The sequence below is a fragment of the Rhodococcus baikonurensis genome (assembly GCF_040489275.1).
GTDB classification, from domain to species: Bacteria; Actinomycetota; Actinomycetes; order Mycobacteriales; family Mycobacteriaceae; genus Rhodococcus_F; species Rhodococcus_F baikonurensis.
Window position 1 is genome coordinate 621,083 of the sequence record NZ_JBEUOQ010000002.1, and the last position, 12,498, is coordinate 633,580.

A 12,498-nucleotide genomic window follows, 5' to 3' on the forward strand; every position below is an offset into this window, starting at 1 on the left:
CCCTGTGTTTGGCAACATCGGTTGGGGCGAGTTCATGATCCTCCTCGTAGCGGCTCTGGTCATCTTGGGACCTGAGCGGCTTCCTGGTGCGGTCTCCTGGGTCACGAAATCCCTGAGGCAGGTGCGCGAATATGCTTCGGGCGCTTCCAATCAGCTCAAGGAAGAACTGGGCACCGATTTCGAGGATCTGCGTAAACCACTCGCAGATCTGAACAAGCTGCGCGGGATGACGCCGCGCGCCGTGATCACCCAACACCTTCTCGACGGCGACGACTCCATCTTCACGGGCAACTTCGACAAGAAGCCGCAGAGCGGAGTGCAGGAGCCGAAGACGCTGTCGAAGGACAAGCCACTCACCGCGGGCGAACGTCCTCCTGTGGACTTCGACGCAACCTAGATTCGACATACGAAAGGGCGCCTGTCACCGATCGGTGACAGGCGCCCTTTCGTATGAGGGGGTTCTACAGGTTGCGAACCGTATTGATACCGAGCGACATCCCGGCCAGCCCACGCTGACGGACAGCCAACTTGTCGGCGATGTCCTTGAGTGCGATCGCTGCAGGTGAATCGGGAGCGCTGAGAACGATCGGCGTCCCGGCGTCGCCTGCCTCGCGGACGGACGGATCCAGCGGAATCTGTCCGAGAAGCGGAACCTTGGCTCCGACGGCCTTCGTGAGGCGATCGGAGACGGTCTGCCCGCCGCCTTCACCGAAGACGTCCATGCGGGTGCCGTCGGGAAGTTCGAGCCACGACATGTTCTCGACGACGCCGGCGACGCGCTGACGGGTCTGCAGGGCGATGGCGCCGGCGCGCTCGGCGACCTCGGCGGCAGCCTGCTGCGGTGTGGTGACGACGAGGATCTCCGCACTCGGGATGAGCTGAGCCACCGAGATTGCGATGTCACCGGTGCCGGGCGGCAGATCGAGCAGCAGCACGTCCAGATCGCCCCAGAACACGTCGGCGAGGAACTGCTGGAGCGCGCGGTGCAGCATGGGGCCGCGCCAGACGACGGGAGTGTTGCCCTGGGTGAACTGCGCGATGGAGATCATCTTCACGTCGTGTGCGACGGGCGGCATGATCATCCGCTCGACCTGAGTCGGCTTGGCGTCGGTACCGAGCATGCGGGGGATGGAGTGACCGTAGATATCCGCGTCGAGGACACCGACGGACAATCCGCGAGCTGCCATGGCTGCCGCGAGATTGACTGTCACACTGGACTTTCCGACGCCACCCTTGCCGGAGGCCACGGCGTAGACGCGGGTGAGTGAACCCGGCTGGGCGAACGGGATGACGGGCTCGGCGGAATCGCCGCGAAGCGACTTGCGGAGCTCGGTTCGCTGAGCGTCGTCCATGACGTCGAGTTCGACGCGGATCGCGCCGACACCGGCGACGTCGGCGACGGCCTTGGTGACGCGTTCGGTGATCTCGGTGCGCATCGGGCAACCGGCGGTCGTGAGATAGATGCCGATGTCGACGCTGTTGTCACTGGAGAGAGTGATCCCCTTGACCATCCCCAGTTCGGTGATGGGTTTGCGGATCTCTGGGTCCAGAACTCGCGCGAGCGCGGAGCGAACGTCGGACTCGGTCAGTACAGACATGACTCCATGGTAAGTCCAGGTAGGTCAGTGGATGCGCGGCAGGTCCGATGCGGCGGGCACGATGCCGGTGGAGTACCCGAGCGACCAGGCCAGAACGTTGGCGACGTAGGCGGCCGAGTTGTTGTAGCGGTGGATCGCGGAGGCAACCTGGGTGACGTCCTGCATGTCGAGTCCACCGTCGCACAGGTACTTGCCGGTGGTCAGTGCGGAGTCGAAAAGGTTCTGGGGGTCGGCGATTCCGTCACCGTTGCCGTCGCCGGCGTACTGGTTCCAGGTGGACGGAATGAACTGCATGGGGCCGACGGCGCGGTCGTAGACGGTGTCGCCGTCGAGGGCGCCGCCGTCGGTGTCCATGATGACGGCCTGGCCGGGCAGGCTGCCGTTGAGCGGCAGGCCGATCACGGGCTTGTAGAGGTTGCCGTTCGCGTCGGCGTCCTTGCCGTCGTTCGCGTGGCCCGATTCGACGCGACCGATTCCGGCGAGGAGTGTCCAGTGCATGTTGCAGTTGGGCTTCTCGACGGCGAGGATTCGCTCGGCGTTCTGGTACGCGGCGACGCTCACGCTCGGGATTCCGAGTGCGCCCTCGGCCATGGAGGCGGGGAGCGGGGGAGTCGCCTGCACGGGAGCCAACGGTGCGGGCTCCGGCGCGGGGGCGGGTGCCGGTTCGGCGATCGCTTCGACGGCGGGCAGAATCTGGGCTTGCGGTTCCTGCGTGGCTTGCGCGGCAGTGTCCACCGTTTCTGCGGAGCTGGTGTTGAAGAACGGAACCTTGGGAGCGGCGCCGGCCGTGTTGGCTGCGGTGACGAGTCCGATAGGGATGAGTCCGGTGAGCGCGATGACCGAATTTCGACGGATGTGCGAATCTGTCTTCTTGCTGTGCCGACCCACTGTGTATGCCTCCTGAACCTCCGCGAGGAGGTTTTCCGTTCAACTGACGGAGTCGAGGCTACCTGATTTGTTGCGTTTCCGTTATTCAACCGTGATCTAGAAGGGCAGTTTGGGGCATATGCACTGTTCTTTCGTGATTTTTCGGTTACAGAGCGGGCATGCCGGGCAGGCCCGGGAAGAACGGAACGAATGCCGGCGCAGGCGCCGGGGCGGGCTCCGGCGCGGGAGCCGGGGCGGGTGCCGGAGCTGGCTCAGGCGCGGGCGCGGCGGGCGGCGAAGATTCCGCGGGGGCTGCGTCGGTGGTGACGGGTGCCGTGGCGGCCACTGCCATGCCCGGGACGGTGCACGGCAGAAGGATGCCGTCCTGCAAGGCGTCCAGTGCTGCGGGGTCCGGAAGGATCACACACATGTCGTCGGGCCAGCGCCATCCCTCGGCCGTCAGAATCGGCCAGACGAGACCCCGTGAGGTGAGGACGGGGAGCGGGATGATCGGACCGGGAGCTGCGTTCCGGGCGGCGTCCGGTCCCGGAGTGGGGCTGGTCGGCATGACTCCAGGTGGGATCAGTGCCTGGATTTCGGGTGAGAGCGCCGGCATGTCCGGCAGACCCGGGAAGAGGGGGGTCGTGGTCGGGGTCGGCGTCGTCGAAGCTGATTCCTTGTCGCCGGCCGCCGGATCGGTAGCGGCAGCCGCGGCGAGTACGGCCGAAGCGGCGGAGTCCGCCGAGGCGGCGGCGTTGATCGCGGAGCTGCCGGTGTTGATGCCCGAGGTGTACGGCAGCTGACCGGAAGGGATGACACCGTTCTTGTAGGCCGTCGACCACATGATCACGTTCGCTGCGTAAGCGGCCGAGTTGTTGTATCGCAGAACAGCTTTGGTCTCCTGGGCGACATCGCGCAGGTTGAGTCCGCCGCTGCAGAGGTACTTCGCTGCCGAGAGCGCCGCGTCGAAGACGTTGTTGGGGTCCTTGATTCCGTCCCCGTTGCCGTCGCTGGCATATCCGGCCCAGGTGGCCGGAATGAACTGCATCGGCCCGACGGCGCGGTCGTGAGTGGGGTCGCCGTCGATCGCGCCCTTGTCGGTGTCCCGAATGACTTCGTTGCCTGCCAGCCGTCCGTCGAGGACGGGGCCGAGGATCGGGGTGACCGTCGTACCCACCGAGGTCGTCTTGCCGCCGTTGGCGTGACCGGATTCGATGCGTCCGATGCCGGCCAGGAGATGCCAGGGGATGCCGCAACCCGGCGCGTCGGTCATCATCACCAGTTCGGCGGAGCGGTACGCGTTCAGAACGATCTCGGGGATGCCCAGGGAGGTGAGGACGACGGCCGCGGCGTTGGGCGCTGCCGGAGCGCCGGCGACCGTATCGCTGGGCGGGGCCGATCTTTGCGTTCGGACCGTGCGGGGCGTCGGGAGGAAGTCGACAGAGTCCGGCTGCGCAGCGGAGGCGGAGCCTGCGAGGGCGATGGGGACCTGCGACCCACCGGACGGTGCGCTTCCGGCCGTGAGGGCCGCTGGACCTGTTACGACAAGCAGTCCCCCCACCAGTGTGGATGCTGCAATCATTCCGCGTACTCGCACGATTCCCCTTTGCTGGCGCTCCCGCTCCGGAGTACCCACCGTGATATCCATATTGCTGTGACTTACGTTACATATCGGTCACGGTGCGTGCAGCAAAACTCAGCGAACGCTCAGCTAGTTGTGACTTTGTTTCGCAGTATTCGAGTCACGGTGCTTCTTCTTCGGGGTCGGTTCGCCGTCGGCAGCAAGGATCGACTTGATCTCTTCGAGCTCGCGCCGCAGGTAGTCGCGGGTGGCGACCTCGCCGACGGCAATACGCAGAGCTGCGAGTTCACGGGCGAGGAATTCGGTATCCGCCTTGGTTTGCTCGGCGCGCGAGCGGTCCTCCTCGAGCGAGACCCGGTCGCGATTCTCCTGACGGTTCTGTGCCAGCAGGATCAGCGGCGCCGCGTAGGCGGCCTGGGTGGAGAAGGCCAGGTTCAGAAGAATGAACGGGTACGGGTCCCACTGCAGAGCCACCGCGAACACGTTGATCAGGATCCAGACGATCACGATGATCGTCTGGATCGCGAGATAACGCCCGGTACCGAGGAAGCGGGCGATGCGTTCACTGACGCGTCCGACAGCTTCGACGTCGAAATCGAGATTGAACCGGCGGCTTCCGCGAGGCGTTTCCAGTCGTTGCCGTGCGGTCGTGCTCGACGCCCGTTCGCTCATCGGAGTAGTTCCTCGTCGTCGGAGTAATCCTCGCGCCAGTCTTCCGGCAGGAGGTGATCGAGCACGTCGTCGACCGTCACGGCCCCGATCAGGTGATTCTCGTCGTCCACGACCGGCCCGCACACCAAGTTGTAGGTAGCGAAATATCGGGTGACCGACGCCAACGAGTCATCCGGAGCCAACCTGGGCATATCGGTGTCGAGTATTCCGCCGACCAGGCTGGCGGGAGGCTCGCGGAGAAGCTTCTGCAAGTGGACGCATCCGAGGTACCGCCCGGTCGGAGTCGCGGTCGGCGGACGTACGACGAAGACCATGCTCGACAGCGCCGGGGTCACGTCGTAGTTGCGGGCGCGGGCAAGGGCCTCGGCGACGGTCGTCGAGGCCGTCAGTACTACCGGTTCGGGCGTCATCAGACCACCGGCAGTGTCCGGGGAGTGCTCGAGCAGGCGTCGAACAGGTTCGGAATCCTGAGGGTCCATCAACTGCAGCAGTGATTCGGCTTCGGTCTCGGGCAGCTCGCCCAACAGGTCGGCGGCGTCGTCGGGATCCATGGCCTCGAGAAGATCGGCGGCACGTTCGACTTCCAAGTGCATCAGCAGATCGGTCTGGTCGTCCGCCGGCAGTTCCTGGACGACGTCGGCAAGGCGTTCGTCGTCGAGGGCCACGGCCAGTTCGTGACGGCGCTTCTCCGGCAGTTCGCGCATGGCGTTGGCCACATCGGCGGGTCGCATGCCTTCGTACTGCAGAAGGAGGTGAGCGACGCCCTGACCGGGGAGTGAGAGATCGCTCTGCGTGAGGCCCGCGACGTGCTGCCAGTCGACGATGTGAATCGCCGCGCGTCGACCGAGGCGTCCACGATGGCCGCGAACCGCGACCTTCGAGACGACCCAGTCGCGGGTTCGAGTCGATTCGATCCCGAGGTCGACCACAATCGTGTCGACGCCGTGAAGCTCCTCGAGTTCCGGGTCGTCCACGCGCACATGCGAATCGAGTACCTGCGCCAGAGCGAGCACTTCGCCCGGGCGCTGGTTGAAACGCCGCAGACTGACGTTGCCCGTGGTGAGGGTGACCGCACTCGGTTCGATGGCCGTCACGCGGAGCATCGGAACGAAAATACGTTTGCGCGTGAACATTTCGATCACCAGACCGAGAACGCGGGGTTGCTGGCGTCCGATACGGACCGTGATGACGACGTCGCGCACACGACCGATCGATTCGCCGTCCGGGCCGAGTACAACCAGGCCGGCAAGCCTGGCTGCAAATACCTTGCCTGCTGCTGCCATGATTGCAAGGCTAATTCGTCCAGCGTCAAAATCTGCAACGGCGCCACCGAAAATCGAGAAGGGCAGTCCGCAATGACTTCACGCAACCGTTCCCGTCGATCGGTATTGGCAGTTCCCGGCAGCAGCCGGAAGATGATCGACAAGGCGAAGGGATTGCCCGCCGACGAGATCTTTCTCGACCTCGAAGATGCGGTGGCGCCGCTGGCGAAGCAAGCGGCCAGGGAGTCGATCGGCGACGCGTTGGCCGAGGACGGGTGGGGCAAACAGGTCAAGGTCGTCCGGGTCAACGACTGGACCACCGAATGGACGTATGCCGACGTCGTGGAGGTGGTCGGCCGCGCCGGAGCGCATCTGGACGCCATATTGCTGCCCAAGGTGCCCGACGCGAGCCACGTCCAGGCGCTCGATTTGTTGTTGACGCAGGTCGAGAAGGCCAACGGTCTCGAGGTCGGCAAGATCGGAATCGAACCTCAGATCGAGAACGCGATCGGATTGACCAACATCGACGCGATCGCCACCGCGAGCCCTCGCGTCGAGGCGCTCGTGTTCGGCCCGGCGGATTTCATGGCGAGCCTGAACATGCGAACTCTGGTCGTCGGCGAGCAACCGGACGGCTACGACCGCGGTGACGCGTATCACCACATTCTGATGACCATCTTGATGGCCGCGCGTGCGCATGGCGTCCAGGCGATCGACGGTCCGTACCTGCAGATCCGTGACGTCGACGCTTTCACTCGTTCGGCGGCGCGAACGGCAGCGCTCGGCTTCGACGGTAAGTGGGTTCTGCATCCCACGCAGATCGAGGCAGCCAACGAGGTGTTCAGTCCGCGCCAATCCGATTACGACCGTGCGGAACTCATCTTGGACGCGTACGCATTCCACACCTCGGCCGCCGGGGGAGGACGGGGCGCCGTCATGCTCGGCGACGAGATGATCGACGAGGCGAGTCGCAAAATGGCGCTGGTGATTTCGGCCAAGGGGCGTGCTGCGGGGATGACGCGTACGTCGGAATTCACCCCACCCGAACACGCCTGACGCTCGCATAGCCGAACGAATCAGGTCTGTAAAGGGCACAATAGGGGTAGATGTACTTGCGTCGTCCGCGTGGATGACGTGCCCGAAAAGAGGAGCGCAGCCAGCCATGTCCAATCCGCTCGGTCAATCGTCGAATGGGTCGCGCCGTGGAGCGTTGCCGACACCGCCTTCGGGATGGCCCATCGGGTCGTACCCCACCTACGCCGAGGCGCAGCGCGCAGTCGACTACCTCTCCGACCAGGAATTCCCGGTTCAGGACGTCACGATCGTCGGCGTGAACCTGATGCAGGTCGAGCGAGTTCTCGGTCGGTTGACCTGGGCCAAGGTGATCGGCGGCGGCATCGTGTCCGGCGCCTGGCTCGGCGTCTTCTTCGGCCTGGTGCTCGGGATCGTCACCGGTGGGTTCCTCGCGCCGTTGATCGCGGGCATCGTGGGCGGCATCATCTTCGGCGTCATCTCGACGACCATTCCGTATGCCGCGACGCGTGGGCAGCGGGACTTCGCCTCGACGATGCAGTTGGTCGCCGGACGATACGACGTTCTGTGTGAGCCCAAGACGGCGGAGTCGGCGCGCGACCTACTTGCCAAGCTCGCCATCTGACATTCTTGCTCGGGCTGCCAATTCGTGTGATCTCGGTTACTTTGTGTACACGCGGGCGAGGTGACACTCACTTCCCCGTGACCGTTTGCCGGACAAGGAAATAGGTCCCTTCTCCGGCAGAAGTGCCGATGTGTGGTGCGTCGGCCAGCCGTAACGACTGCGCCGTCTCGCCGCCCGAGGAGGACGGCTGTGCAGAACAAGAGATTGCGGGCGGGGCAGAAGAAGAAATTGCGGGTGGGGCTGCTCGGCGCGGCGACATTGTTGTTGGCGCCCTTGCTCACTGCGTGTGGATCGGACAACGAGGACGGGGTGGTGCTGTCCTTCTACACCGCCGCGGACGGCGCCGAGCAGTATGCAGAGGCCGCCGCCAACTGTTCGGCGGCGTCGAACGGCGCGTACCGGGTCGAGCAGAAAACTCTGCCCAAGGGTGCTGACGATCAGCGGCTTCAGTTGGCGCGGCGGCTGACCGGCAACGACAAGTCACTCGACCTGATGACGCTCGACGTGGTGTGGACCGCCGAATTCGCCGAAGCCGGTTGGGCATTGCCGCTTCCTGACGACGTGGCGGCCGAGGTGAGCAACGGGACTCTCGAGGGGCCGCTGGAGTCGGCGAAGTGGCAGGACCAGCTCTACGCGGCGCCATTGAACACCAACACCCAATTGCTCTGGTATCGCAAGGATTTGATGCCGGACGGGCAACCACCCCAAACCTGGGATCAGATGATCGACATCTCCGAAGTACTGGCCGCGGAGGGGCGCCCCAGCTGGATCGGTGTGCAGGGCAAGCAGTACGAAGGACTGATGGTCTGGTTCAACACCCTTCTCGCCAGTGCGGGAGGTTCGGTGGTCGGGCCGGACGGAACCACGGTGACAGTCGCCGACGGTGATGCTGCCCAGCAGGCGCTGACCGTCATGAAGCGTGTGGCTACCGCGAAGGGTGCGGACCCCTCGATCTCGCAGGGGGACGAAGCGTCGTCACGCCTGGGTATGGAGAGCGGCAAATCTGCCTTCCAAGTCAACTGGCCGTTCGTGCTGCCGGGCATCCTGGAGAACGCCGAGAAGGGCGATCTTCCCTACATCGACGACAAGGGAAACGTCACCAGCCAGAACACCGGAAATACGGTTCTCACGGTAAACGGTGAACGGAATTTCCTTGCCGCTCCTTATCCTTCGGTCATCGAGGGCAAACCGGCGGAAGTCACGATCGGTGGCTTCAACGTCGCGGTGGCAAAGACCAGTCAGCATCCGGATCTCGCTTTCGAGGCACTCACCTGCCTGCGTAACGAGGAGAATCAGCGCAACAATGCAGTCGCCGGTGGTGTCCCGCCGACACTCGAGAGCCTCTACGACGACCCGGCGTTCCAGGAGGCGTACCCGGCGTGGCGTGAGGTTCGCGACAGCCTGGACACCGCCTCGGTCCGCCCCGTTTCTCCTGCCTATCAGAGTATTTCGACGCTCATCACTGCCACGCTGAACCCTGTGGGAAACATCGATCCGGAATCGACCGTGAACGATCTTGCCGAGCAGGTACGTAAGGCAGTCAATTCCGAGGGGCTGATTCCGTGACGATCGACAGCGAAAATTCGGGAGCTGCACCAACAGTCGCGACGCCTTCGCCGGAGCCGAAGCACTCCGCGAAGTCGAAGATGTCGGACGGAAAGGCCGCCGAGCGTCGACTCGGCCTGTGGCTGGTGGCCCCGGCCGCGATTCTCATGATCGCGGTGACCGCATATCCGGTGGTCTACGCCGTCTGGCTGAGTTTGCAGCGCTACGACCTACGCTTCCCGGATCAACGAAAGTTCGTCTGGTTCGACAACTACGTGTCGGTGCTGACCGACGGATACTGGTGGCAAGCGTTCGCGGTGACGACGTCCATCACCGTCGTCTCAGTCGTCATCGAGTTCGTTCTCGGACTGACCATCGCGCTGGTGATGCACAGAACGATCGTGGGTAAAGGCCTCGTCCGCACCGTTGTGCTCATCCCGTACGGCATTGTCACCGTCGCCGCGGCCTACAGCTGGTACTACGCGTGGACGCCGGGCACCGGCTACCTCGCCAATCTCCTGCCCGACGGCAGTGCGCCGCTCACCGACCAGATCCCGTCGCTCGCGATCATCGTCCTTGCCGAGGTGTGGAAGACGACGCCGTTCATGGCGCTGCTCCTGCTCGCCGGTTTGGCGTTGGTTCCGGACGACCTCCTCAAGGCGGCACAGGTGGACGGCGCCGGCGCGTGGACTCGCTTGGTGCGCATCATCCTTCCGCTGATGAAACCCGCTATCCTCGTCGCGCTGCTGTTCCGCACACTCGACGCGTTCCGCATCTTCGACAACATCTACGTGCTGACGAAGGGAGCGAACGACACCGGATCGGTGTCGATCCTGGGGTACGACAACCTGTTCAAGGCATTCAACCTGGGCATCGGATCGGCGATCAGTGTGCTGATCTTCGTGTGTGTGGCGTTGATCGCCTTCGTCTTCATCAAACTCTTCGGTGCCTCGGCTCCCGGATCCGATACGGAAGGACGCTGACATGACCGTGACTCCCAGACTCAAGATCAGCTGGTCCGTCGTCAACCTTCTGGTCTTGTTGTACGCGTTGGTTCCCGTCCTGTGGATTGCCAGCCTGTCCTTCAAGCCTGCCGGAACCATCAAGGACGGCAAGTTCATTCCGGAGAAGTGGACGCTGGACAACTACCGAGGAATCTTCGACACCAGCGCCTTCACCAGTGCCCTGATCAACTCCATCGGCATCGGACTCATCTCGACGGTCATCGCCGTGGTGATCGGGACCATGGCGGCGTACGCCATTGCACGCCTGGATTTTCCGGGCAAGAAACTGTTGGTGGGTGTCGCCCTGTTGATCGCGATGTTCCCGCAGATTTCGTTGGTGAGCCCGCTCTTCGACATCGAACGACGACTCGGACTCTTCGACACCTGGGCCGGGCTCATCCTGCCGTACATCACCTTTGCGTTGCCGTTGGCGATCTACACGCTCTCGGCGTTCTTCAAGGAGATTCCGTGGGAACTCGAGAAGGCGGCGCAGATGGACGGCGCGACGCCGGGTCAGGCGTTCCGGAAGGTGGTGGCTCCACTTGCCGCTCCCGGCATCGTCACTGCCGGCATCTTGGTTTTCATCTTCTGCTGGAACGATCTGTTGTTCGCGATCTCGTTGACGTCGACCGAACGCTCCATCACCGCCCCTGCAGCCATCGCGAACTTCACCGGCGCTTCACAATTCGAGGAGCCCACCGGGTCGATCGCCGCGGCCGCCATGGTCATCACCATTCCGATCATCATCTTTGTTCTGTTCTTCCAACGTCGTATCGTGGCCGGGCTTACTTCCGGCGCAGTGAAGGGATAAACCTGTGGCCGAGATCGTGCTGGACAAGGTGACCAAGCTGTACCCGGACGGAGCCAAGGCGGTCAGTGATGTCGACATCACCATCGCCGACGGAGAATTCATCATTCTCGTGGGCCCGTCCGGTTGTGGAAAATCCACGACGCTCAACATGATTGCCGGGCTCGAAGACATTTCGACCGGCGAGCTGAGGATTGCTGGTGAACGCGTCAACGAACGCGCCCCCAAGGATCGCGACATCGCGATGGTGTTCCAGTCGTATGCGCTGTATCCGCATATGACGGTGCGCCAGAACATCGCGTTCCCTTTGACACTGGCGAAGATGTCCAAGGACGAGATCAACGCCAAGGTCGACGACGCGGCGCGGGTGCTCGACCTCACCCAGCATCTCGATCGCAAACCGGCGAACCTGTCGGGTGGTCAGCGTCAGCGTGTCGCGATGGGACGCGCCATCGTGCGCAGCCCCAAGGCGTTTCTCATGGACGAGCCGCTCTCGAACCTGGACGCCAAACTGCGTGTGCAGATGAGGACGGAAATCGCCCGTCTGCAGCAGCGACTCGGTACGACAACGATCTACGTGACCCATGACCAGACCGAGGCGATGACACTCGGCGATCGGGTGGTCGTGCTTCGCGGCGGAATCGTGCAACAGATCGGTGCGCCGCAGGAGCTTTACGATCGTCCGAACAATCTGTTCGTGGCGGGGTTCATCGGATCCCCGTCCATGAACTTCTTCCCCGGACAGTTGACGGCCGACGGAGTCAGCACGCCGATCGGCGATGTTCGACTGCCCGCGGCGGCGCAGTCGAAGATCTCGGGCAGCGGCTCGGGGAAGGACGTGGTGGTCGGAATCAGGCCGGAGCATTTCGAGGACGTGGCGCTGGTCGATGCAGTGCAGAAGCCGCACGGCGGGACGTTCACCGTCGACGTCGACGTGCTGGAATCGATGGGTTCCGACAAGTACGCGTATTTCCTCGCCGGCGGCCCCGCCGTCAATTCTCGTGAACTCGAGGAACTCGCCGCCGATTCGGGAACCGCCGTCGCTGGTGGCGGCCAGCTGGTCGCCAGGCTCTCGTCCGAGTCCACGGTGGCGCAGGGCAGGTCGATCGATCTGTGGTTCGATCCCGCCAAGATCGCGGTGTTCGACGGCGGTACGGGAGCCAATCTGCTGCTGTGAACCTCTACCCGGGCAAGGTGACCGAATACGTCGTGCCCCAGGGGAGCGGTACCTGTTCGGGGCCAGGTGCGACGTCGGCCGGCTCGGGCAGGGGGATCAACCGGCCGAACTGTTCGTGATGGGTGGAGGCCGGGGCAGCTTGTGCTGTCCCGGCCACCACGGCGATCGGCGCCGCTGCCAGGGCGCCGGCGACGGCAAATCGAGTGGCGATGCGGCGCTTGCTTGCTCGGGTCGAGATCATGAGCACTCCTGCGTGGTGTCGAGGTTCGGTGAATGCTGTGCCATTCACGGTATTGCGGGTTGATTGTGAAATCTCGTGTGCGAAG

The 12,498-nt window shown here is 63.8% G+C and carries 13 protein-coding genes; 7 read left to right on the forward strand and 6 right to left on the reverse strand.

The window, feature by feature from the left end; translation table 11 throughout:
- Window positions 1-4 precede the first annotated feature (4 nt).
- Complete coding sequence (gene tatB / locus ABWI03_RS07145) at window positions 5-397, forward strand: Sec-independent protein translocase protein TatB (protein WP_003945177.1); 393 nt, start codon at window positions 5-7, stop codon at window positions 395-397.
- Between the two features lie 64 nt (window positions 398-461).
- Here tatB and ABWI03_RS07150 read toward each other — a convergent pair whose 3' ends face one another.
- From ABWI03_RS07150 to ABWI03_RS07170, 5 genes are all read right to left on the reverse strand, one after another.
- Window positions 462-1,598 carry an Mrp/NBP35 family ATP-binding protein gene (locus ABWI03_RS07150; protein WP_095972904.1) on the reverse strand — a complete coding sequence of 379 codons (1,137 nt, stop codon included), beginning with the start codon at window positions 1,596-1,598 and terminating at the stop codon, window positions 462-464.
- 24 nt (window positions 1,599-1,622) lie between these two features.
- Window positions 1,623-2,486, reverse strand: coding sequence for a lytic transglycosylase domain-containing protein (locus ABWI03_RS07155; RefSeq protein ID WP_095972903.1), 864 nt, complete (start codon window positions 2,484-2,486; stop codon window positions 1,623-1,625).
- 145 nt (window positions 2,487-2,631) lie between these two features.
- Window positions 2,632-4,101: a lytic transglycosylase domain-containing protein gene (locus ABWI03_RS07160; RefSeq protein WP_298775263.1), complete on the reverse strand. Its 1,470-nt coding sequence runs from the start codon at window positions 4,099-4,101 to the stop codon at window positions 2,632-2,634.
- 75 nt (window positions 4,102-4,176) lie between these two features.
- On the reverse strand, window positions 4,177-4,719 hold the full coding sequence (locus ABWI03_RS07165) for a DUF1003 domain-containing protein (RefSeq protein ID WP_003945067.1): 543 nt from the start codon (window positions 4,717-4,719) through the stop codon (window positions 4,177-4,179).
- Window positions 4,716-6,002, reverse strand: coding sequence for a magnesium transporter MgtE N-terminal domain-containing protein (locus ABWI03_RS07170; RefSeq protein WP_019749352.1), 1,287 nt, complete (start codon window positions 6,000-6,002; stop codon window positions 4,716-4,718). The genes ABWI03_RS07165 and ABWI03_RS07170 overlap by 4 nt, the downstream gene beginning before the upstream one ends.
- 72 nt (window positions 6,003-6,074) lie before the next feature.
- Here ABWI03_RS07170 and ABWI03_RS07175 point away from each other — a divergent pair, with 72 nt between their 5' ends.
- From ABWI03_RS07175 to ABWI03_RS07200, 6 genes are all read left to right on the forward strand, one after another.
- Entirely contained in the window at window positions 6,075-7,037 is a 963-nt protein-coding gene (locus tag ABWI03_RS07175; RefSeq protein WP_095972901.1) for an HpcH/HpaI aldolase/citrate lyase family protein, read from the forward strand.
- A gap of 106 nt (window positions 7,038-7,143) precedes the next feature.
- Window positions 7,144-7,638, forward strand: coding sequence for a general stress protein (locus ABWI03_RS07180; RefSeq protein WP_003945065.1), 495 nt, complete (start codon window positions 7,144-7,146; stop codon window positions 7,636-7,638).
- Between the two features lie 228 nt (window positions 7,639-7,866).
- Window positions 7,867-9,204, forward strand: a complete 1,338-nt coding sequence (locus tag ABWI03_RS07185; protein ID WP_298775387.1) for an ABC transporter substrate-binding protein — start codon at window positions 7,867-7,869, stop codon at window positions 9,202-9,204.
- Between the two features lie 80 nt (window positions 9,205-9,284).
- Complete coding sequence (locus tag ABWI03_RS07190) at window positions 9,285-10,166, forward strand: carbohydrate ABC transporter permease (RefSeq protein WP_172436712.1); 882 nt, start codon at window positions 9,285-9,287, stop codon at window positions 10,164-10,166.
- A 1-nt stretch (window position 10,167) separates the two neighbouring features.
- Window positions 10,168-10,998, forward strand: a complete 831-nt coding sequence (locus ABWI03_RS07195; RefSeq protein ID WP_019749348.1) for a carbohydrate ABC transporter permease — start codon at window positions 10,168-10,170, stop codon at window positions 10,996-10,998.
- A 4-nt stretch (window positions 10,999-11,002) separates the two neighbouring features.
- A complete protein-coding gene (locus ABWI03_RS07200; RefSeq protein ID WP_298775268.1) occupies window positions 11,003-12,172 on the forward strand; it encodes an ABC transporter ATP-binding protein in 1,170 nt (389 codons plus the stop codon).
- A gap of 4 nt (window positions 12,173-12,176) precedes the next feature.
- Here the strand turns inward: ABWI03_RS07200 and ABWI03_RS07205 are convergent, their stop codons facing one another.
- Complete coding sequence (locus ABWI03_RS07205) at window positions 12,177-12,413, reverse strand: hypothetical protein (RefSeq protein ID WP_253253045.1); 237 nt, start codon at window positions 12,411-12,413, stop codon at window positions 12,177-12,179.
- Window positions 12,414-12,498: the final 85 nt, after the last annotated feature.

Bases quoted from the DNA above. Each gene is read 5' to 3' on its own strand.
- ABWI03_RS07150 (WP_095972904.1), bottom strand. From the start codon at position 1,598: ATGTCTGTACTGACCGAGTCCGACGTTCGCTCCGCGCTCGCGCGAGTT.
- ABWI03_RS07165 (WP_003945067.1), bottom strand. From the start codon at position 4,719: ATGAGCGAACGGGCGTCGAGCACGACCGCACGGCAACGACTGGAAACG.
- ABWI03_RS07170 (WP_019749352.1), bottom strand. From the start codon at position 6,002: ATGGCAGCAGCAGGCAAGGTATTTGCAGCCAGGCTTGCCGGCCTGGTT.
- ABWI03_RS07175 (WP_095972901.1), top strand. From the start codon at position 6,075: ATGACTTCACGCAACCGTTCCCGTCGATCGGTATTGGCAGTTCCCGGC.
- ABWI03_RS07180 (WP_003945065.1), top strand. From the start codon at position 7,144: ATGTCCAATCCGCTCGGTCAATCGTCGAATGGGTCGCGCCGTGGAGCG.
- ABWI03_RS07190 (WP_172436712.1), top strand. From the start codon at position 9,285: ATGTCGGACGGAAAGGCCGCCGAGCGTCGACTCGGCCTGTGGCTGGTG.
- ABWI03_RS07195 (WP_019749348.1), top strand. From the start codon at position 10,168: ATGACCGTGACTCCCAGACTCAAGATCAGCTGGTCCGTCGTCAACCTT.
- ABWI03_RS07205 (WP_253253045.1), bottom strand. From the start codon at position 12,413: ATGATCTCGACCCGAGCAAGCAAGCGCCGCATCGCCACTCGATTTGCC.